We start from the raw sequence: 17732 nt of genomic DNA on the forward strand, positions 1-17732 counted from the left end.
ATACATGACGCAGCACGCATTCAATTTCAAGAAACTGATCCTGGCCGGCAGCACCACGTTCGCCATGCTGGCCGTGCCGATGGCCGCCAGCGTAGTCACAGGACTGGACCTCGGCGTCATTTCGTCCGCGCATGCGGCCGAGGACGGCGGTGCCAAGAAAGGTAGCGCCAACAAGGGCGGAGCACAGAAAGGCTCGGCCAACAAGGGCGGCCAAGGCAAGGGGGGATCGACCAACAAGATTTTCCGCATTCCGGCCGCTGAAGAAGACAGCGACCGTCCGGTCTGGGCCGGCGTCAAGGGCGGCAAGGCCGGCGCCGGTGGCAAGCCTGGAACGGCGGGCACCAAGAAGGGCGACCTCTTCGGCGACATGGTCGTGATCCTGCGCGACGCCAACGGCGTTCCCATCACGAACGCGGATGGCCTGGTGCAGCCCATCGCCTACGTCTACGATGCCTCCGGCAACTTGGTCCCGTATCTCGTGGACGGCAAGCTGGTGACGATTCCCTATGATGCCGAAGGCAACCTGGTGACCACGATCAACGGCGTGAACGTGTATACGGCCGAAGTCGACCTGGGCCGCCTGAGCGTCGCGCGCGCGCCGACCAAGGTGCTGCAGCACTCGCTCGACGAAGCGCTGACCAAGCTCACCGCCACGGGCGCCGTGATCGGGCTCGATGCCGCCGGCCGCCTGACGGTGAACGGCACCGCGATCGATTCGCCGCTGGAGAACCTGGCGCTGTACAAGGCCTACATGACGACCGGCACGATTGCGGGCGTCACGCTGCCCACCGGCTTCAACCCCGCTGCGCTGCTGGCCGCGGCGGCGGACAAGACCGGCAACATCAGCGTCGATACCGTCGTGTACATGGACTCGATCCTCGGCATCAACAGCGGCACGACGTACTACGACTTCTCGTCGGTCAACTACGATCGCGAGTCGACCTGGAAGAATGCGACGGCACAGGTCCTGGTCCTGCAGCCGGATGGCGTGACGTACAAGGCGGAGACCGTCAACCTGTATGACGCCGTGTTCGGCGACACCAACTGGGTCGACCCGACGCCCACCGGCGGTGCGGATGACTTCGCAGCCGCCGCGGACGACTACCTGCAGGTGATCCAGTTCGTGCACGACAACGGCGTTCGCTAAGAACCCAGCCGGGCGGTTCGCCGCCCGGCGCATTGTTCGCAACAGGAGTTATCAGCATGAATGCTTACGGAAAATGGGTGACGATTGGGTTGCTCGCTGCGGGTCTTGCGGCTGGAAGCGCGGCCGCTTATGCCGCCGACAGCCATTCGTCCGGTGGTCACGAGTCGGGCGGCCACGAATCGGGTGGCCACGAATCCGGCGGCAAGGGCAAGGGCCCGAAGTACATGGGCGGCGGCAACAAGGGCGGCAGCCACAGCAGTTCCTCCCATAAGGGCGGCAGCGCCCACCACGACAGCTCGGAAGGCGGCAGCAAGTCGGTGGAAGGCAAGATCTTCCACGGCAAGTCCGGCGGCCACGAGGAAGGTGAGGGCGAGAGCGGCACCGAGCACACCCACTGACCGGCATTCACCGACTGGCAAAGGGCGCACTTCGGTGCGCCCTTTGTTTTTTCGTGCGCGGCGCGGGCCAGCTAGCCGCGGTAGATACAGCCCGAGTCGTGGGTTTCCATGACCTTGACCCAGGACAGGCCCGAAAGCACGGGCCTCAGCTGCCCCCACAGCCAGATCGCCAGGTTTTCGCTGGTGGGATTCTCCAGCCCGGGAATGTCGTTGAGATAGCGGTGGTCGAGCGTGCGGTGGATGGGCTGCCACGCGGCCTCGATCTCGGCGAAGTCGACCACCCAGCCGTGCACCGGATCGAGATCGCCGCTGACGCCGAGCTCGACGCGGAACGAATGGCCATGGAGGCGCGAGCAGGGATGGGATTCCGACAGCGCCGGCAGCCGCCGCGCGCACTGCAGATGGAAGATGCGGAAGATGTCCATGCGCCATTTTCGCCCATGCAGGCGGCGCTGGCTACGCGCCCCTACCGGAGCGTTCCGTCGGCACGCTACACTAGCGCCACCCCCGTCCTCCTCCGGAGCGCCCATGTCGGTACCCCGTCTGTCGCTTGCGGCATTCGCCGCATTCACGCTGCTGTCGCTCCTCGCCTGTTCGCGGGAACAGGCGGCCACGCTCGCCGCGCCGGAGGCCTATGCCCGCGCGCAGGCCGGCACCCTCACGCTGATCGATGTGCGCCCCGCCGAGGAACGGCGGCAGACCGGCGTCGTCAAGGGCGCGCTGATGATCGACATGGCGCAGAGCAACGGCGAAGCCGCGTTCGTGCGGCAGGTCAGGACCGCGCTCGGCAACGACCTCCACCGGCCGATCGCCCTGCTCAGCCGCGCCGGCAACCGCGGTGCGAATGCCCAGCGCGTTCTGCGGGAGGCGGGCTTTACCCACGTCTACAACGTGCGCGAAGGCATGCTCGGCAGCAGTGCCGGGCCCGGCTGGGTGTCGCGCGGGCTGCCGGTCGAACCCTGCCCGAACTGCTGAATCCGTATCGGCCCGGTTTACCCGCCGCAGCACGCCCCGTTCCTGCCGCCGGCCTGCACCGGCGGGCACGGCACGCTGCCGTAGGAGCAGAACACGCAGCAGTCACCCGGCCGCGGCCGCAGCAGCGCGCCGCAGCCCTTGCATGCGTAGTACCACTGGCAGGCGTCGGTCGGCATCGTCTCGGTTTCGGCGTGACCGCAGTGCGGGCAGGTCAGCGTCGATTCGACGACCGGGATGCCGCCGCCCGCCTTCGTGCCGCTCATGCCGCGAGCGCCTTGAGCAGCGCGTCGCGGCGGCCGGTCTCGGCCCCGGTGAGCGCGAAGCCCTGCAGCTGCCCGGCCGCGTCGAGATGCAGCGCACACACGCCGGCATCGCCGCATTCCACCTTCCACCCCCCCGCCGCGCCGATCGTCGGCGGCAACACGGCGACCGGATGCGCGGGCGTCTTCACCACGACCGGCATGGCCGGATAGACAGCCGCCGTCGGCGCGCCGGTGAGCGTGGCGCCCAGCGCGCGCGCCTGCACCATCAGCGGCTGCACGTAGGGCAGCACGACGCCGTCGACCTCGGCGCAGTCGCCGATCGCGTAGACGTTCGGGACGCTGGCCTCGAGCAGGCGATTGACCTGGATGCCGCGCCCCGTCGCGAGGCCGGCCGCCCGGGCGAGCCGGGTGCGCGAGCGGAGGCCGATCGCCGACAGCACGACATCCGTCGTGATCGTCGCGCCGTCGTCGAGTGTCACCCCATAGCCCTCTCCCGCGTGCTCGACGCGCTGGGCCGTGCGGCCGAAATGCCAGGTCACGCCGAGCGAGGCAAGGCCGTCGGCCAGGCGCACGCCGGCTTCCTGGGGCAGCAGGCGCTCCAGCGGCCATGCGCCAAGGTGCACCACGTCGACCGCGAAGCCTGCTTGCGCAAGATCGTTGGCGAATTCGCAGCCGATGAGCCCCCCGCCGAGGACGGTGACGCGCCGCTTGCCGTCGATGGCGGCGCGGAATGCGGCATAGTCGGCGAGGTCGTTGACCGCCAGCACGTCGGCCGCGCCGTCGCCCTGAAGGCCGTGCGGAATCGGGTCGGCGCCGAGTGCGAGGACCAGCCCGGCGTAGTCCAGTTCGCCCCGGTCGGTGCGAATGCGCTGCGCCTGCGTGTCGATCGCGCAGACACGGGTGTGCGCCAGCACGGTCGCATTCTGCTCGGCCGCCATCTTCTCCGCGCTGGCGCCGGCCAGCGCCGCGGCCGGCTTGCCGGCGGCGAGCGCGTTCGACAGCTTGGGCTTGGAGTAGAACGCACCGTCGTCCGCCGTCACGAGGGTGACCGGTACGGCCGCGTCGCGCTTGCGGATCTCCTTCAGCAGCGTGTAGCCGGCGAGGCCGGAACCGACGATGACGATCGGCCGGTCCGGGCTCGGCATCTGCGCCCCCTCCCCGTTCGGGGAGAGGATTGGAGAGAGGGGTGTCGTCATGGGATGCTCCGTTGAATCAAAGGGGGCGACGAACGCCCCCGGTCGTCAGGTCAGGCTGCGGTGACTTCGACCATCTCGAAGTCGGCCTTCGAGACGCCGCAGTCCGGGCATTCCCAGCTGTCTGGCACGTCCTCCCAGCGGGTGCCGGGGGCGATGCCGTGCGCCGGATCGCCCTTCGATTCGTCGTAGAGGTAACCGCAAACGATGCATTGCCAAGCTTTCATGATGGATCCTTTCCCGTATTCGGTGTTCAATCGATGTCGTCAATCGTTCAGGCCGCGATCGCGTCCTTCTGCGCCTGGTAGTGCTTCGCGTGCCTCTCCTCGACCTTGGCCAGCGCGGCGAAGCGCTTGGCAGCCTTGTCCAGGACGGCCTTGAACCTCTCGGCGTGCTCCTTCGATTCCGCGATCTGCTCGTCGATATCGGCGACCACGGCGCTGTTGCCCTCGATCATCGCCTCGTGGCGGAACGTCGGGTACATCTCGGTGTACTCGTGGGTCTCGCCCTCGATCGCGTACTGCAGGCACCTGGCCGGCGTCATGGTCTCGTCGGCGAACAAGAGCTCGGCGTGGCCGAAGGCGTGCAGCATCTCCTGTGCCGCGGTGTCCTCGAACACCCTGGCGGTGGCTTCGTCGCCGGCCTTGCGGCACTGGCGCGCGAACCACAGGTACTTGATGTGGGCCATCGACTCGCCGGCGAAGGCGGCTTCGAGGTTCCGGATGGTCGGGGATTGCGTGTTCTGCATCATGGGCTCCTGTGTTTGATTTGCGTTGTCGATCAAGACAGGAGCGATGTTAGAGATCACAGATTGATTTATCTAACGGATATTTTTGATCGGGACGATTGACGCCCTCGATCACGCGGGTGCGGACTGCCCCGCAGCCTCGCGGCGGCTACAGCTCGGAGAAGAGATAGGTGAGCAACGCGAAACCCAGCACCACGACCGAGAGGTTCATCGCGATGCCCGACCAGGTGCAGTAGCGCGCCGGGATCTCGACCGGCTTGAGCGTCTTCAGCACGCGGCGGAACTGGATGATGGAAAAGCCGATGACCCCCAGCGCCAGCGAGATGAAGGCGATGCCGATCCAGAACGAGGTGTCGCGCCCCGCCTGGGTCGGGTTCTGGCGCAGCACGTGCAGGAACAGACCGAAGCGCTCGAGCACGAAGCCGAACGCCATCAGCGTGAGGCCGGTGCGGTTCCATGCCATCAGCGTGCGTTCGGCGGCGAAGAAGACGCGGGGATCGTTGAGATCGGACATCAGGCAGGCTCCACTTCGGCAGGCAGGCTCGATTTGAGCGTCGCGGCCAGACGCTCGAAGGTTTCCGGAAACGGCGCACGGCGGCGCCACACGAGGCCGATGGTGCGGCCCGGGGCCGGCATCCTGAACGGCCGGATCTCGACGGCCTTGCGGCTGACCCGCGGCGCCGCATCGACCGCGAGCGCCGGCAGCAGCGTCACGCCGAGGCCCATGCCGACCATCTGCCGCAGCGTCTCCAGGCTCGTCGCGCGCACTTCCTCGCGCCGATCCTGCCGTGCCCCGCAGACGTCGAGCGCCTGGTCGCGCAGGCAATGCCCCTCGTCGAGCAGCAGCAGTTTCTCCTTCAGGAGGTCGGTCACCTTCAGGGTGTCGCGCGCCGCCAGCGCGTGCCCCGCCGGCAGGGCCGCGTAGAACGGCTCGTGGAAGACCGGCTCGACGCGCAGCGCGTCGTCGTTCACCGGCAGCGCGAGCAGGCCCGCATCGAGGCTGCCGTCGACCAGGTGCTCGAGAATCTGCGGCGTCATTTCCTCGCGCAGCAGCAGGCGCAGCCCCGGATGCTTCCTGTGCACCAGCGTCAGCGCATGCGGCAGGTAGTAGGGACCGAGGGTGGGGATGACGCCGAGGTGGAGGGTGCGCGCCATCGGGTCCTGGGCATGTTTGGCGAGCTCGCGTATCCGCTCCGCCTCCTCGACGATGTTGCGCGCGGCGGCCAGGATTTCCTTGCCGATCGGCGTCGGCGTGACGCGCTTGAGGCTGCGGTCGAACAGCGTGACGCCGAGGAAGTCCTCGAGCTTCTTGATCTGGGTGGAGAGCGTCGACTGGGTGATGAAGCAGGCTTCGGCCGCCCGGCCGAAATGGCCGTGGTCGGCCAGCGCCACCAGGTATTTCAGTTCCTGCAGGGTCATGCGCGAACGCCCATTTCGTCAGCCATCCGGGGAAACGACACGCAAGACTGTAAGCGCGAGTGCCGCATGCCTGCAAGCGAGACTCGCCGCGCGCGGCGAGACGCACTCACCGCAGGCGCTCGCGGAACGTTTCCTCCTCGAGCAGACCGCGGCTGGGCTTGAGCAGGTCGCGCAGCGACACCATGCCGACGAGATCCATGCTCGCCGCGTCCCTGACGACCGGCAAGCCTGCGGTCTCGAGCTGCGCCATGCGCCCGGCCGCCAGGCGCGCGGTCGCACCGGGCAGCAGCAGATGGTGAGGCTGCAGCGGGCGCAGATGATCGCCGCAGCGCCCGGCGGCGTGCGCGTGCGCAGCGAGGGTCTGGCAATCGATCGTGCCGATCACCCGGCCGTCGCGCGTCACCGGATAGAGGCGGTGCGGGTCGCGCTCGGCGCGGCAGCGCGCGAGGGCGTCGGCGATCGGCGTGTCGGCGTCGATCGCGGCCACGTCGGTGCTCATCAGGTCGCCGACGTGCTGCCGTTCCAGCGGGTCCACGCCATATTCGCGGAAGATGTGGAGGCCGCGGCGCGCGATCTTCTCGGTCATGATCGAACGCTTCATGGTCAGCGCAGTCAGGCCGTAGGCCACGGCGGTCGTCAGCAACAGCGGCAGGAGTGCATTGCTGTCGTGGGTGAGCCCGAAGGCGAAGACGATCGCCGTGAGCGGCGCGCCGAGCGTGCTCCCGAGCACGCCTGCCATGCACACCAGGGCCCACAGGCTCGGCGTGCCGCCGGGCAGATGGGGCGCGAGCAGCACCCCGAGCCCCGCCCCCAGCATCAGCAGCGGCGCGAGCACCCCGCCCGAGGTGCCGGAACCGAGCGCGACGACCCAGATGACCGCCTTCACCGCCAGCAGGGCGACGGCCGCCGTCAGCAGGAACCGGCCGTTGAGCAGGTCGCCGATCACGTCGTATCCGACGCCCAGCGTACGCGGTTCGAAGTAGCCGCCGATGCCGACGACGAGCCCGCCGAGCGCGGGCCACCACATCCAGTGCAGGCGCAGGGCATGGAAGAAGTCCTCGGTCCGGTAGAGCGCCAGCGTCAGCGCCGCCGCCAGTGCGCCGCACAGCAGCCCCGCGATCACGCACGAAGCGAGCGCCGCCGTCGTGACAGGCTCGGTCGACAGCGGGAACATCGGCCCCGGGGCGAACGCCAGATCGCGCAGGAACCCGGCAGTCGCGCAGGCCAGCGCGACGGGGAGCAGGCTGCGGGGACGCAGTTCGAACAGCAGCAATTCGACGGCCAGCAGGAGTGCGGCGACCGGCGTCGAGAAGATGGCCGTCATCCCGGCGCACGCGCCTGCAACCAGGAGTGTCTTCCGCTCGGCGGCGGTCAGGTGCAGGTATTGGGCGAACAGCGAGCCGAGCGATCCGCCGGTCATGATGATCGGCCCCTCGGCGCCGAACGGCCCGCCGCTGCCGATCACGATGCCCGACGAGACCGGCTTGAGCACCGCCACCCGCGCCGACATCCGGCTCTTGCCGAAGAGAATCGCCTCCATCGCCTCGGGGATGCCGTGGCCGCGGATCTTCTCGCTGCCGTAGCGGGCCATCAGGCCGATCAGGATTCCGCCTATCGCCGGCACGCCGATCACCCACGGCCCCAGCGCATGCTGCGCAGGCGTGACGTCGGCCCAGGAAAACCGCTGGTAGAAGAACAGGTTCGTGAAGAAATGGATCAGCGCGAGCAGCGCGGCCGCGGCGAGCGTGCTCAGCGCACCGATGAACATGGCGGCCGCCGACATCATCAGCAGGCGCGGGTCGACCGAATAGTCTCGCTTGGTATGCGTCATCACAGGTTTCCGGTTGGCATGGATCGATACGGGCAGGTACAAACTGAACTGAACCGGCAGGGCCCGCCGTGGTGGGCTGGCGGGAATGCCTCCTGAGCGGCGCGGGCTCGGGCGTGCGAACCGGGGAACCCGCCGGGGCAGTCTGCGCCGGACAGAATATATCACGGCACGATATATATGGTCGCACGCGCCGGCGTCTCGACGTGCGCGTCGCCCCGTCCGCCCCTCGATGCGTTGCGCCGCCCATACGGAGTGCCCGCAACCGTCCCGTGCGAGACGCGTTCTGCGCGGCGCACGTCGGGCACGAGCCATTCGATTTCATCAATCGATTCGTTTCATATTATTCAAGAGACAACGCTTCGCTCATGGTCTTAAATGCAGTCACCCTGCCGTGAAGCCCACCATCGATGGGAGAAGCGCCATGTCCGACAGCAAATGCCCCTTTCACCACGACGCCGGTCATCACAAGGCCGGGCGCGGCACCTCGAACCGCGACTGGTGGCCGAACCAGCTGCCGCTGGAGATCCTGCATCAGCATCCCCCCGCGTCCAACCCGATGGGGGCAGGCTTCAACTACGCCGGGGAATTCAGGCGCCTCGACCTCGCGGCGGTGAAGCGGGACCTCCGCGCGCTGATGACCGACTCGCAGGACTGGTGGCCGGCGGACTTCGGCCACTACGGCCCCTTCTTCGTGCGCATGGCCTGGCACAGCGCGGGTACCTACCGCACCGGTGACGGCCGCGGCGGCGCCGGGCACGGCAACCAGCGCTTCGCGCCGGTCAACAGCTGGCCCGACAACGTCAACCTCGACAAGGCGCGCCGCCTGCTGTGGCCGGTCAAGCAGAAGTACGGCAGGAAAATCTCCTGGGCCGACCTGATCATCCTCGCCGGCAATGTCGCGCTGGAATCCATGGGCTTCAAGACCTTCGGCTTCGCCGGCGGGCGCGAGGACATCTACGCGCCGGAGCTGGACGTGTACTGGGGCAACGAGAACGCGTGGCTCGACGACAAGCAACGCTATTCCGGCGAGCGCGACCTGGAAAACCCGCTGGCGGCGGTACAGATGGGCCTGATCTACGTCAACCCGGAAGGGCCCGGCGGCAACCCCGACCCGGTCGCCGCCGCGAAGGACATCCGCGAGACCTTCGCGCGCATGGCGATGAACGACGAGGAGACGGTCGCGCTGATCGCCGGCGGGCACACCTTCGGCAAGACCCACGGCGCCGGCCCGGCCTCGCACGTCGGCCCCGAGCCCGAGGCCGCGCCGATCGAGGCGCAGGGCTTCGGCTGGACGAGCAGCTTCGGCTCCGGCAAGGGCGGCGACACCCTCTCCAGCGGCCTGGAAGTCACCTGGACCACCACGCCCACCAAGTGGAGCAACAACTTCTTCTGGAACCTGTTCGGCTATGAATGGGAACTCGCCAGGAGCCCGGCCGGCGCGCACCAGTGGGTGGCCAAGGGCGCCGGCGCGACGATTCCGGACGCCCACGATCCGTCGAAGCGGCACCTGCCCACCATGCTGACCACGGACCTGTCGCTACGCTTCGACCCGGCCTACGAAAAGATCTCGCGGCGCTTCATGGAAGACCCGGACGCGTTCGCCGACGCCTTCGCGCGCGCCTGGTTCAAGCTGACGCACCGCGACATGGGCCCGCGTTCGCGCTACCTCGGTCCCGAGGTACCGGCCGAGGAACTGATCTGGCAGGACCCGATCCCCGCGGTCGACCATCCCCTGATCGGCGAAGCGGACATCGCCGCGCTCAAGGCCCGGGTGCTGGCATCGGGCCTGACCGTCTCCGAACTGGTCGCCACCGCCTGGGCCTCGGCTTCGACCTTCCGCGGCTCCGACAAGCGCGGCGGCGCCAACGGGGCGCGCATCCGCCTCGCGCCACAGAAGGACTGGGAAGCCAACCAGCCCGAGCAGCTGGCCCGCGTGCTGGAGAAGCTCGACACCATCCGGCGCGAGTTCGACGCCGGCGCGGCCGGCGGCAAGAAGGTATCGCTCGCCGACCTGATCGTGCTGGCCGGCGCCGCAGGCGTCGAAGAGGCCGCGAGGCGCGCCGGCGTCGAGGTGACGGTTCCCTTCGCTCCGGGCCGAATGGACGCCTCTCGGGAGCAGACCGACGTCGAATCCTTCGCCGTGCTGGAACCGATCGCCGACGGGTTCCGCAACTACCAGAAGGCGCAGTACAGCGTGTCGGCCGAGGAACTGCTGGTCGACAAGGCGCAGCTGCTGACGCTCAGCGCCCCCGAGATGACGGTTCTGGTGGGCGGCATGCGGGCGCTGAACGCCAACGTCGGGCAGTCGCCGCACGGCGTCTTCACGGATCGCCCCGGCACGCTGAGCAACGATTTCTTCGTCAACCTGCTCGACATGCGCACGGCGTGGAAGCCCCTGGCGGGCGAGGACGGGGTCTACGAAGGGATCGATCGCGCGAGTGGCAAACGCCGCTGGAGCGGCACCCGCGTCGATCTGATCTTCGGCTCGAACTCGCAGCTGCGCGCCCTGGCGGAAGTCTATGCCAGTGCCGATGCCCAGGAGAAGTTCGTCAGGGACTTCGTGGCGGCGTGGGCCAAGGTGATGAACCTGGATCGCTTCGACCTCGCCTGAGCGCCCACAGGCGCCGACCCGCCGCCGGCTGATGCTTCGGCGACGGGGTTGCCGACGCGGGCGCCTCAGACGAGCTCGATCGACGCCACCCCGTCATGCCACTGCCCGCTGCGCAGCGCGCGCCAGGTGAAGTCCAGGCGACGGCACCCGGCGAGCCGGGCGGCGTCGAGCTGCACGCCGTGAAGCGCGGCGCCGTGGGCGAGCGTCGGCTCGTCGGCGACCGCGTGCCAGCCGTCGAATCCGACGTGCACCATCGCCGGCTCGGGCAGGATGATCCACACGCCCGTCCCCGGCTGGCGACGGGTGAGCGGCGCGCCGCGGGTCCAGATCGTCCAGGCCGCTTCGGGCCGCACGCCACGATAGCGGGCCCAGACCGTTTCGAGGCGATCGATCGGCCGCCCTGCCGCGCGCGACGCCGCAAGCTTGATGAATTCGGCATGCGCCCACGCAAGCGGCATGGCGCCGCCGGTCGGCTCGCCGGGCCGGAACCCGGCGCGCGGCCGATCGTCCCAGACCTGTTCCGGGATCAGGCCGCGCCGCGCCATCGCGGCCATGGCCCGCAGATAAGGCAGCGGGTCGCGCCCGGCCGCGAGTTCGTAATGGCCGCGTTCGCCGGTCAGCAGCGGCCAGCCCCGCCCGCGGCCGGCCCCGTCGAACGGGCGCCCGTCCTGATGTTCGCCATAGCCGTCGCCGTTGTAGCGGTGCCAGACCGGGCCGTAGGGCGTATCGGTCTTGAGCAGCGCGTCGACCAGCTTCAGCGAATCGCACACCAGGCGATCGTCGGCGCGCCGCAGCCCCAGCCGCACCAGCTGCAGGAAGTCGGTGGCGACCTGCTCGCTCGCCGGAAGCGCGAGGTCGTAGCTGTGGTTGTTGATCGGCAGGGCGCGCTGCATGGCGCGGTCGTCGCAGAGGATGGCGGTCGGCGCCTCGCGTATGTAGTAGGCGGGCGCGCCGTGCCGCGCCCCGAGTTCGGTGTCGCGCACGACGCACCAGTCCTCCAGGCGCGCATTCCAGAAATCGGCGACCGCGAGCGGCAGCGCACGCTCCGGCTCGGGCAGCAGGGCCGCGCCGGCGACCAGCGCGGCGATGCAGACCGCCATCGTGAACGGATTGACGCCCGCGTCCTCCTCCCAGCGGTCCTGCGGGCTCGCGGGGCCGTTGAGGATCAGGAAGGCGAGCGCGCGGCGGACGCTGTCGGCGACCCGCATGCCGCCCAGCGCGTCGCGTGCGGCCAGGCTGGACGCGAGCAGCACCGGAAACGCCGTCTCGTCGAGCTGGATTCCGGCCCAGTAAGGCTTGCCGCCGAGCCACTGGTTCTGGTTCCAGTGGCCGTCGGCGTGCTGCGTCGCCATCAGGTAGCCCGACACCGCCCGCGCTTCGCCGGCGCACCCCAGCACCAGCAGGGCCTGCGCCGATTCGACCAGATCGCGCGGCCAGACCAGATGGTAGCCGCCGCGCTCCTCGCCCTGGTCGCCCCAGGGCACCGACAGGCTCGCCACCATCGCGCCGAGAAAGGTCTTGTCGCTGTGCGTCTTGAGCACCTGCGCCGAATGCGCGTACTGGGGACCGAGTTCCTCCGGCAAGCCGAGATCGCGGGCCGGGCGGCAGGCCTGCAGCCAGCCCGCCCAGGCCGCCCGTTGCTGGCTGAAGGTCTGCTCGAAGGGTTGCAGCAGCGCCGATCCGGCCAGCGTCGCGGCCGCGTGCTTCGACGTCGCGAGGCCCAGCGCCAGCGTCGCCCGCCGGGCCACCTCGGCCATCAGCGCCACGTTGCCGGGACCCGCTTCGGCATACTGCCAGGTCATGCGACCGTTGGCCGCGAAGTCCTGCCAGCCGTCGGAAACGCCGACATAACCGGCCGAGGCCGCGCCCAGGGCATCGCCGCCCTCCGGCGTCGCGCCGGCCAGCGCCAGACCGAACGGGCCCTGGCGCGCCCACAGGACGCCGCGGCCCTGATGCGTCGCCGCCGCCGCCTGGTTGCGCCAGCCGGTGCCACCGATGTGCGGCGCAAGCAGGACGTAGACGCGCAGGTCTGGAGAGGCCTCGAGTTCAAGGTCGATCAGCAGCGCATCCCGCGCGGGGTCGGGGCACAGGCGCAGGGTGAGCGTGAAGCGCGGGTGACGGTGGACGACGGTCGGCAGCGGGACGCCCGGCGCGGGAAGGCTCAGTTCATAGTCGCCGTGGCGCTTGACCTCGACCCAGAAGCCCTCATCGTCGGCGACGATGAAGCCGAGGTCGCGCACCTGCGGGATATCGATGCGCGGGTGGTAGACCTCGTTGACGATCCCGTGGCCGAGGGTGAACCACAGCCGCGACGATCCCAGCGCCGTGCCGACCAGATCCTTGTCGGACGCGGTCCAGCTCGGCGCAATGCCGGGTGCGCCGGGCGCGTGGCCGGCAGCCGACAAGGGGCGAAGGGGGCTGGGGAGTGATGGCATCGCGCGGCCGCCCTCCTGCGCGGCTGCCTCGCTGGCAACACCTTCACTTTAGCCAACTCGGGCAGGCCCGCGAGGGCCTTGCTTCAGGCCGTCTCGCTGGCCGGGGTGGCGGTCTGCAGTGCCGCCTCGTCGGCAGAGACGTGGTGCCCGAGCGCCAGCGCGTAGATGCGCTGGAGGTCTTCCTCGCTGACGTCGATGAAGGTATCGAGCTGGCTCAGCGCATACACGAGATCGCTGTGCGGAATCATGGCCTTCTCCTCCACCTCGGGATGGGCGGGATCAGGCGCGGCCCCCGCGGTCTTGCGGTGCCATATTTGCGGGTAGCGGCGCCAGGCGAAAGGGTAGTTGTACGCGATCGCCACCGCGAGCAGCACCGCCACGTTCAGCAACACGGGGTTGAACACGTAGCCGTAGCCCAGCGCATGAATCGCGTCCCCGCCCATCACCGCATACAGCGCCGTGGCCCCGCCGGGGGGATGCAGGCAGCGCAGCGCATACATGGCGAAGATCGCCATGCCCACCCCCATCGCCGCGGCCAGCAGCGGATCGCTGTCCGCCAGCCAGCGCGCCGCGGTCACGCCGGCAATGGCCGAGACGAGGTGCCCACCGAACACGGCCCAGGGCTGCGACATCGCACCGTGCGGCGCCGCGAAGAGGAGGACGGCCGAGGCGCCCATCGACGCGACGACGAGGCCGCCGGCATAGGCACCGAGGTAGATGTGGCACACCCACACCACCGCCAGCAGGCCCAGCAGCCCACCGACGGCCGATACCCAGTGCTCGCGCTCCGAGACGACGTAGGCAATCTTCATATCGCTGCGTCCCTTTCCGTCACACGTCGAGCATCAGCTTGAGCGGCTTGCGCATGCCGGCAAGGCGGCAGGCCTGCTGGCCGTAGCCGCGCGGAAACAGCTGGTACAAGGCCTGCTTGGCCGCGCGCTTGTCGCCGCCGCTGCGCGCGAGGTGCTGGATCACCTGCCGGGCTTCGGGCACGCTTTCCGTCTTGGCGTAACTGGCCCGGATGAAATCGATCACCTGCCAGTGGGCGGGCGTGAGGGACAGCCCGTCTTCGGCCGCAAGCAGGGACGCGAGCGCGGGATTCCAGTCTCCCGGCTCGAGCAAAAAGCCTTCGTTGTCGCAAGGGGGCATCAGGCTGTCCAGTTCGGCTCGGCGATTCATGGCAGGCTCCGGTTGGATGACGAGGCCTAGTTTAGGGATCTCTTATATATCCATCCAACGATAAATTTTGGTGTCTAATATCGGTCATACCGATATGAGCCCATGGACACCGAACTCGCCCGCACCTTCCTCGCCGTAGCCGCCACCGGCAACTTCGTCGCCGCGGCAAACCGCCTCCACGTGACCCAGTCGACCGTCAGCGCCCGCATCCATTCGCTGGAGACGACGCTCGGCGCGCGCCTCTTCCACCGGGGCCGCAACGGCGCCGAACTGACGCCGTCCGGCAAGCGCTTCCTGCGCCACGCCAAGCATCTGGTGCGTACGCTGGAACAGGCGCTGCACGACGTCGGCCTGCCGCAGGGCTTTCGCGACGTGTTGACGCTGTCGGGGCGCATCGCGCTGTGGGAGGGCTTCCTGCCCCACTGGGTCGACTGGATGCGGAAGGCCGCGCCGGACATCTCGCTGCGCCTGGAGATCGGCTTCGAGGAGGACATCATGCAGAGCCTGATCGAAGGCACCGTCGACATCGGCGTGCTGTATACGCCGACGTCGCGCCCCGGGCTGGTGGTCGAGCCGCTGTTCGACGAGACGCTGGTGCTGGTGACGAACGACCCCGCCCGCGGCTGGCCCGATGACGGCTACATCCACATCGACTGGGGCCCCGAGTTCCACGCGCAGTTCAGCGACCATCATCCGGACGCGCCGCCCCCCACGCTGGTCGCCAACATCGGCTGGCTCGGCGTACAGCAGCTGTTGACCTATGGCGGCAGTGGCTACTTCCCCGAACGGCTGGTGCGCCACTACATCGAGGCCGGCCAGCTGTGGGAGGTCCCCGACAATCCGCAGTTCAAGCTGCCGGCCTACATGGTGTTCCCGCGCGACGGCGAGGGCGACACCCCGACGCTCTCCATCGGCCTCGAAGGCCTGCGTACGCTGGCGCAGGAAGAGCAGCTGCGCAAGTAGCGCGCCCCCTCGTCGTCAGCGCTTCCTGGCCACCAGGTCGATCAGCGCCGACATGCCGTGATGATGGCTGCCTTCGCTGATGAAGGACTCGTGCTCGCGCAGGTGCAGGATGTCCCAGTCGGCGAACCACTGGCGCAGCAGTTCGGCGGTGTACATGTTGGCCGCGCTCGGCGGGCCGCCGGTACCGAACTCCACCTGCTTCGGTGTGTAGCCCTGCAGGACGAGCACGCCGCCGGGCTTGAGGCAGCGCCGGATGCCCGCGATGATGCGGTCGCGCTCGGGGGGCGGCGCGAACTGGATGAAGATCGCCGCCACGAGGTCGTAGGCAGCCTCGGGCCAGTCCCAGGAAAGAATGTCGGCCTGTTCGAATTCGAGCGCCACGCCCCGTTCGGCCGCGAGCTTGCGCGCCTTGTCCAGCGCGGCCGGCGAGAAGTCGACCGCATGCACCCGCGCCCCCTGCTGCGCGAGCCAAACGCCGTTGCGGCCCTCGCCGTCGGCGATCGCCAGGGCGCGCATGCCGGGACGCACGTACGCTGCCTGGCTCGCGAGAAACACGTTCGGCGCCGTGCCGAAGATGTAGTCCTCGGTCGCGTAGCGCGCCTCCCAGAAGTCGGCGCTCATTTCGCGTTGGCGGCGAGCAGGCGCTCGAGCTGTGCGGCCGGCACCATGCCGGGAACCCGCACGCCGTTGGCAAAGATCAGGGTGGGCGTGCCCTGGACCCTCAGCTTGCTGCCGAGCGCGATCGTGGCATCGACCGGATTGGCGCACTTGCCGTCGTTGCTCGGCACGGTGCCGCGCGTGATGTAGTCGTTCCACGCCTTGTTGCGGTCGGGCGCGCACCAGATCTGCTTCGACGCCTGCACCGCCTTGGGATGAAGGCCCTCAACCGGATAGAGGAAGGTGTAGACGGTGATGTTGTCGACCTTGGCGAGCTCGGCCTCGAACTTGCGGCAGAACGGGCAGTCGACGTCGGAGAACACCACCAGCTTGCGCGCACCGGTGCCCTTGACGGTCTTCAGCGCATTGTTGAGGGGAAGCGTATCCCACTTCACCGCCTGCAGCTCGTTCAGGCGCGCCTGCGTCAGGTTCGTCCGGCCTTTGAAATCGATGACGTCGCCGGCGAACACGTATTGCGCCTTGTCGTCCATGTAGATCAGTTGTCCGTCGAGATACACCTCGAACAGCCCGCTGTACGGCGTCTTCTTGACGGAGGCGATGGTGGCCCCGGGAAACTGCTGCGCGAGCGCCTTGCGGATGGCGGCTTCGTCGGCCTGCGCGGATGCGGCGAAGAGCAGGCTCGCGGCCAATGCCAGGGAAGTGAATTTCATTCGAGACTCCAGTAGGAAAAACAGAAAAGCTCAGGCCATGGCCTCGCGCACCAGCGCGGCCTTGAGCGGCGGCAGACGGTCGACGATGCGCATCCCGGCGTTGCGCAGCCAGCCCGCATGATCGTCGGCGAACAGATGGTGCAGCCCGTGCGTGACGGCCTGCATGCGCTGCACCGGCTCGGCGCGCTCGCGCGCGTAGGCCTGCAGCACGCGCATGTCGCCGCAGTGCGCGCGCCGATGCCGCGCCAGCACCGCGACGAGCGCCTCGGCGTCGCCGAAGCCGAGGTTCACGCCCTGCCCCGCCAGCGGATGCACGCCGTGCGCCGCATCGCCGATCAGCGCGACGCCGGGGGCGACCGGACTCGCCACCCGGATGAGGCGCAACGGGAACGCCGCCGCCGGCGTCAGCGGGCGCAGGCTGCCCAGCCGGTCGTGGCCGGCGGCGCGGACCTTTTCCGCCAGCGCCGCGGCCCCCAGGCGCACCAGTTCGTCCGCATGTTCAGTCCCGGTAGACCAGACCATCGACATGCGGTTCCCGTGCAGGGGCAGCCAGGCCAGGATGTCGCCGCCGAGGAACCACTGATACGCCGTGCCACGGTGCGGACGCTCGCACTCGAAGTTCGCCACGACGCCGCTCTGGCCGTAGGGAACCAGCGTCGACGCGAGCCCGGCCCAGTCGCGAATGCGCGATGCCGCGCCGTCGGCGCCGACGACCAGTTCGGCACGCAACACCGTGCCGTCCGCCAGGGTGATCCGGGTGTCGTCCCCGTCGCGCGTGAGCGATTCGATCGCGGCCGGGCAGAAGCGGTCGACGCTGCCGTCGGCCTCGATCGCCTGCCACAAGGCGTGCTGCAGACGCCCGCTTTCGAGGATCGTCGCCAGATGCGGGACGCCGGCTTGATAGGCGTCGAGCCGCACCGCGCCCGTCGTGTCGCCGGCGACGTCCATCCGGTACACCGGCTGAATGCGCGCGGCGTCGAGGCGCTGCCAGGCTCCGGTATGCTCGAGGAAGCGCTGCGGCGCGGGGCTGATCGCATAGATGCGCGTGTCCCAGGTCGCGTCGGGCAGCGCCGGTACCTGGCGTTCGATCAGCGCGACGCGGAAGCCCTGCCTGCCGAGCGCCAGCGCCGCGGCCGCGCCGACGAGCCCGGCGCCGACGATGACGGCCTGATAGCGTTCGTTATTCATATACAGGCGCGACCTTTGCCCCCTCGCCCGCAAGCGGGAGAGGGTTGGGGAAAG

Annotated in this window: 19 protein-coding genes; 5 read left to right on the forward strand and 14 right to left on the reverse strand. The window is 69.0% G+C overall.

Annotation, left to right across the window (positions count from 1 at the left end):
* The first annotated feature begins 4 nt into the window (after positions 1–4).
* Positions 5–1147: a hypothetical protein gene (locus VA613_RS12330; RefSeq protein WP_324779312.1), complete on the forward strand. Its 1143-nt coding sequence runs from the start codon at positions 5–7 to the stop codon at positions 1145–1147.
* 56 nt (positions 1148–1203) lie between these two features.
* The gene (locus VA613_RS12335; protein ID WP_324779313.1) at positions 1204–1545 is read left to right on the forward strand and encodes a hypothetical protein; all 342 of its coding nucleotides are present in this window, start codon (positions 1204–1206) and stop codon (positions 1543–1545) included.
* A 71-nt stretch (positions 1546–1616) separates the two neighbouring features.
* Here VA613_RS12335 and queD read toward each other — a convergent pair whose 3' ends face one another.
* Positions 1617–1970, reverse strand: a complete 354-nt coding sequence (gene queD / locus VA613_RS12340; RefSeq protein ID WP_324779314.1) for a 6-carboxytetrahydropterin synthase QueD — start codon at positions 1968–1970, stop codon at positions 1617–1619.
* 103 nt (positions 1971–2073) lie between these two features.
* Between queD and VA613_RS12345 the strand changes: the two genes are divergently transcribed.
* Positions 2074–2520, forward strand: coding sequence for a rhodanese-like domain-containing protein (locus tag VA613_RS12345; protein WP_324779315.1), 447 nt, complete (start codon positions 2074–2076; stop codon positions 2518–2520).
* A gap of 17 nt (positions 2521–2537) precedes the next feature.
* Here VA613_RS12345 and VA613_RS12350 read toward each other — a convergent pair whose 3' ends face one another.
* The 7 genes from VA613_RS12350 to VA613_RS12380 form a co-directional block, all read right to left on the reverse strand.
* Entirely contained in the window at positions 2538–2783 is a 246-nt protein-coding gene (locus VA613_RS12350; protein ID WP_324779316.1) for a GDCCVxC domain-containing (seleno)protein, read from the reverse strand.
* Positions 2780–3979, reverse strand: a complete 1200-nt coding sequence (locus VA613_RS12355) for an FAD-dependent oxidoreductase (RefSeq protein WP_324779317.1) — start codon at positions 3977–3979, stop codon at positions 2780–2782. The genes VA613_RS12350 and VA613_RS12355 overlap by 4 nt, the downstream gene beginning before the upstream one ends.
* A 50-nt stretch (positions 3980–4029) precedes the next feature.
* Positions 4030–4203, reverse strand: a complete 174-nt coding sequence (locus VA613_RS12360) for a rubredoxin (protein WP_324779318.1) — start codon at positions 4201–4203, stop codon at positions 4030–4032.
* A 47-nt stretch (positions 4204–4250) separates the two neighbouring features.
* On the reverse strand, positions 4251–4724 hold the full coding sequence (locus tag VA613_RS12365) for a rubrerythrin family protein (RefSeq protein WP_324779319.1): 474 nt from the start codon (positions 4722–4724) through the stop codon (positions 4251–4253).
* A gap of 148 nt (positions 4725–4872) precedes the next feature.
* Positions 4873–5238 carry a YidH family protein gene (locus tag VA613_RS12370; protein WP_324779320.1) on the reverse strand — a complete coding sequence of 122 codons (366 nt, stop codon included), beginning with the start codon at positions 5236–5238 and terminating at the stop codon, positions 4873–4875.
* A complete protein-coding gene (locus VA613_RS12375) occupies positions 5238–6143 on the reverse strand; it encodes a LysR substrate-binding domain-containing protein (protein ID WP_324779321.1) in 906 nt (301 codons plus the stop codon). The genes VA613_RS12370 and VA613_RS12375 overlap by 1 nt, the downstream gene beginning before the upstream one ends.
* 106 nt (positions 6144–6249) lie before the next feature.
* The gene (locus VA613_RS12380; RefSeq protein WP_324779322.1) at positions 6250–7974 is read right to left on the reverse strand and encodes a chloride channel protein; all 1725 of its coding nucleotides are present in this window, start codon (positions 7972–7974) and stop codon (positions 6250–6252) included.
* A 421-nt stretch (positions 7975–8395) separates the two neighbouring features.
* Here VA613_RS12380 and katG point away from each other — a divergent pair, with 421 nt between their 5' ends.
* Positions 8396–10585, forward strand: coding sequence for a catalase/peroxidase HPI (katG, locus tag VA613_RS12385; protein ID WP_324779323.1), 2190 nt, complete (start codon positions 8396–8398; stop codon positions 10583–10585).
* Between the two features lie 65 nt (positions 10586–10650).
* Here katG and VA613_RS12390 read toward each other — a convergent pair whose 3' ends face one another.
* The 3 genes from VA613_RS12390 to VA613_RS12400 form a co-directional block, all read right to left on the reverse strand.
* Entirely contained in the window at positions 10651–13020 is a 2370-nt protein-coding gene (locus VA613_RS12390) for a glycoside hydrolase family 15 protein (protein WP_324779324.1), read from the reverse strand.
* A gap of 83 nt (positions 13021–13103) precedes the next feature.
* Positions 13104–13832, reverse strand: a complete 729-nt coding sequence (locus VA613_RS12395) for an HPP family protein (protein WP_324779325.1) — start codon at positions 13830–13832, stop codon at positions 13104–13106.
* Between the two features lie 19 nt (positions 13833–13851).
* A complete protein-coding gene (locus tag VA613_RS12400; protein ID WP_324779326.1) occupies positions 13852–14199 on the reverse strand; it encodes a TusE/DsrC/DsvC family sulfur relay protein in 348 nt (115 codons plus the stop codon).
* A 102-nt stretch (positions 14200–14301) separates the two neighbouring features.
* On the opposite strand from VA613_RS12400, the gene VA613_RS12405 reads away from it, so the two are divergent.
* Positions 14302–15162 (forward strand): LysR family transcriptional regulator, encoded by an 861-nt coding sequence (locus VA613_RS12405; RefSeq protein ID WP_324779327.1) that lies wholly within the window; start codon positions 14302–14304, stop codon positions 15160–15162.
* Between the two features lie 15 nt (positions 15163–15177).
* Here the strand turns inward: VA613_RS12405 and VA613_RS12410 are convergent, their stop codons facing one another.
* Genes VA613_RS12410 through VA613_RS12420 form a run of 3 tightly spaced genes read right to left on the reverse strand, consistent with a single transcriptional unit; the run spans position 15178 to position 17678 of the window.
* Positions 15178–15783 carry an SAM-dependent methyltransferase gene (locus VA613_RS12410; RefSeq protein WP_324779328.1) on the reverse strand — a complete coding sequence of 202 codons (606 nt, stop codon included), beginning with the start codon at positions 15781–15783 and terminating at the stop codon, positions 15178–15180.
* Positions 15780–16490, reverse strand: a complete 711-nt coding sequence (locus tag VA613_RS12415) for a DsbC family protein (protein WP_324779329.1) — start codon at positions 16488–16490, stop codon at positions 15780–15782. Before VA613_RS12415 ends, VA613_RS12410 begins: the two co-directional genes overlap by 4 nt.
* A gap of 30 nt (positions 16491–16520) precedes the next feature.
* Entirely contained in the window at positions 16521–17678 is a 1158-nt protein-coding gene (locus tag VA613_RS12420; protein WP_324779330.1) for a UbiH/UbiF family hydroxylase, read from the reverse strand.
* Between the last annotated feature and the right edge of the window lie 54 nt (positions 17679–17732).

Origin of the sequence: Thiobacillus sp. SCUT-2, assembly GCF_035621355.1 — a bacterium.
Lineage (GTDB): Bacteria > Pseudomonadota > Gammaproteobacteria > Burkholderiales > Thiobacillaceae > Thiobacillus > Thiobacillus sedimenti.

Bases quoted from the DNA above. Each gene is read 5' to 3' on its own strand.
- VA613_RS12330 (WP_324779312.1), top strand. From the start codon at position 5: ATGACGCAGCACGCATTCAATTTCAAGAAACTGATCCTGGCCGGCAGC.
- VA613_RS12335 (WP_324779313.1), top strand. From the start codon at position 1,204: ATGAATGCTTACGGAAAATGGGTGACGATTGGGTTGCTCGCTGCGGGT.
- queD (WP_324779314.1), bottom strand. From the start codon at position 1,970: ATGGACATCTTCCGCATCTTCCATCTGCAGTGCGCGCGGCGGCTGCCG.
- VA613_RS12345 (WP_324779315.1), top strand. From the start codon at position 2,074: ATGTCGGTACCCCGTCTGTCGCTTGCGGCATTCGCCGCATTCACGCTG.
- VA613_RS12350 (WP_324779316.1), bottom strand. From the start codon at position 2,783: ATGAGCGGCACGAAGGCGGGCGGCGGCATCCCGGTCGTCGAATCGACG.
- VA613_RS12355 (WP_324779317.1), bottom strand. From the start codon at position 3,979: ATGACGACACCCCTCTCTCCAATCCTCTCCCCGAACGGGGAGGGGGCG.
- VA613_RS12360 (WP_324779318.1), bottom strand. From the start codon at position 4,203: ATGAAAGCTTGGCAATGCATCGTTTGCGGTTACCTCTACGACGAATCG.
- VA613_RS12365 (WP_324779319.1), bottom strand. From the start codon at position 4,724: ATGCAGAACACGCAATCCCCGACCATCCGGAACCTCGAAGCCGCCTTC.
- VA613_RS12370 (WP_324779320.1), bottom strand. From the start codon at position 5,238: ATGTCCGATCTCAACGATCCCCGCGTCTTCTTCGCCGCCGAACGCACG.
- VA613_RS12375 (WP_324779321.1), bottom strand. From the start codon at position 6,143: ATGACCCTGCAGGAACTGAAATACCTGGTGGCGCTGGCCGACCACGGC.
- VA613_RS12380 (WP_324779322.1), bottom strand. From the start codon at position 7,974: ATGACGCATACCAAGCGAGACTATTCGGTCGACCCGCGCCTGCTGATG.
- katG (WP_324779323.1), top strand. From the start codon at position 8,396: ATGTCCGACAGCAAATGCCCCTTTCACCACGACGCCGGTCATCACAAG.
- VA613_RS12390 (WP_324779324.1), bottom strand. From the start codon at position 13,020: ATGCCATCACTCCCCAGCCCCCTTCGCCCCTTGTCGGCTGCCGGCCAC.
- VA613_RS12395 (WP_324779325.1), bottom strand. From the start codon at position 13,832: ATGAAGATTGCCTACGTCGTCTCGGAGCGCGAGCACTGGGTATCGGCC.
- VA613_RS12400 (WP_324779326.1), bottom strand. From the start codon at position 14,199: ATGAATCGCCGAGCCGAACTGGACAGCCTGATGCCCCCTTGCGACAAC.
- VA613_RS12405 (WP_324779327.1), top strand. From the start codon at position 14,302: ATGGACACCGAACTCGCCCGCACCTTCCTCGCCGTAGCCGCCACCGGC.
- VA613_RS12410 (WP_324779328.1), bottom strand. From the start codon at position 15,783: ATGAGCGCCGACTTCTGGGAGGCGCGCTACGCGACCGAGGACTACATC.
- VA613_RS12415 (WP_324779329.1), bottom strand. From the start codon at position 16,490: ATGAAATTCACTTCCCTGGCATTGGCCGCGAGCCTGCTCTTCGCCGCA.
- VA613_RS12420 (WP_324779330.1), bottom strand. From the start codon at position 17,678: ATGAATAACGAACGCTATCAGGCCGTCATCGTCGGCGCCGGGCTCGTC.